At 67.8% G+C, this 1,101-nt stretch carries 1 pseudogene; it reads left to right on the forward strand.

The annotated features are described in order from the left end of the window. A pseudogene (locus EN879_RS40705) lies at positions 1 to 1,101 on the forward strand (autotransporter outer membrane beta-barrel domain-containing protein); the annotation flags it as partial.

Genomic DNA, 1,101 nt, shown 5'->3' on the forward strand with positions numbered 1-1,101 from the left:
GCCATCGCGGTAGGCGGTAAGGGCGGCGTCGGCGGGCGGGGTGGCGATGGCGGCACGGCGACCGTGACCACTACGATCGAAAGCAATATCATCACGCACGGGGTCAATTCGAACGGCATCACCGTCAATTCCAGCGGAGGGCGCGGCGGCAATGGCGGCTTGGGCGCTGCGATCGGTGCCGGCAAGGGTGGCAATGGCGGCAATGGCGGTTTCGGCGGTGACGCGAAAGGCGATAATGCCGGCTCCATTTCCACGGACGGGGCTTTCTCGAAGGGTATGCTTGTGCGGTCGGCGGGCGGCGTTGCCGGTGATGGTGCAAGTGGTTTCGGTATCGTGGGTAACGGCGGCAATGGGGGCGTGCCGACAATCGGCGGCAATGCCGAGGGGATAAATTCCGGGACCATCACAACTCGGGGAGATTTTGCCAGCGGCATGGTCGTGCAGTCGGTGGGCGGTGGCGGCGGCGACGGCGGTGGCGGTCTAGGTCTGTTCGGCGGTGGCGGCGCGGGTACGGATGGCAATGACGGCCGGGCAGCCACGGGGACCAACACCGGCAACATCACCACCAGTGGCCTGGGCGCCATCGGCATGCTGGTCGAGTCGGTGGGCGGCGGCGGCGGCGATGGCGGCGGCGCCATCGGTCTCGTGTCGATCGGTGGCAAGGCAAGCGGTGGCGGCCAGGGCGATACGGCGACCGGCAATATTGGCGGCGTCATCAAGACCGGCGTCGATGGAAACGGCGGCGACGGCGCGCATGGCATTCTGATCCAGTCGGTCGGCGGTGGCGGCGGCAATGGCGGCTACGCCATCGGCGTAGCGCCTGCAATTTCGGTCGCCATCGGCGGTGGCGGCGGCACTGGCGGCAAGGGTGGCGTGGTCAACGTCAATCAGGCCGGCAACGGTGTGACCGTCGAGACGAACGGCCGTTCCGCTAGCGGCATCATCGCACAGTCGATCGGCGGCGGCGGCGGCAATGGCGGCGGCGCCATTGCCATTGGCGGCCTGGTGGGTGTGTCGGTAGGCGGATCAGGCGATGCGGCGGGTGACGGCGACAAGGTGAATTACAACGTTGCGAACGCCAAGGTCACCACGCTCGGGGAC

It is taken from the genome of Mesorhizobium sp. M7A.F.Ca.AU.002.02.1.1, from assembly GCF_003998535.1.
Taxonomy (GTDB): Bacteria; Pseudomonadota; Alphaproteobacteria; order Rhizobiales; family Rhizobiaceae; genus Mesorhizobium; species Mesorhizobium ciceri.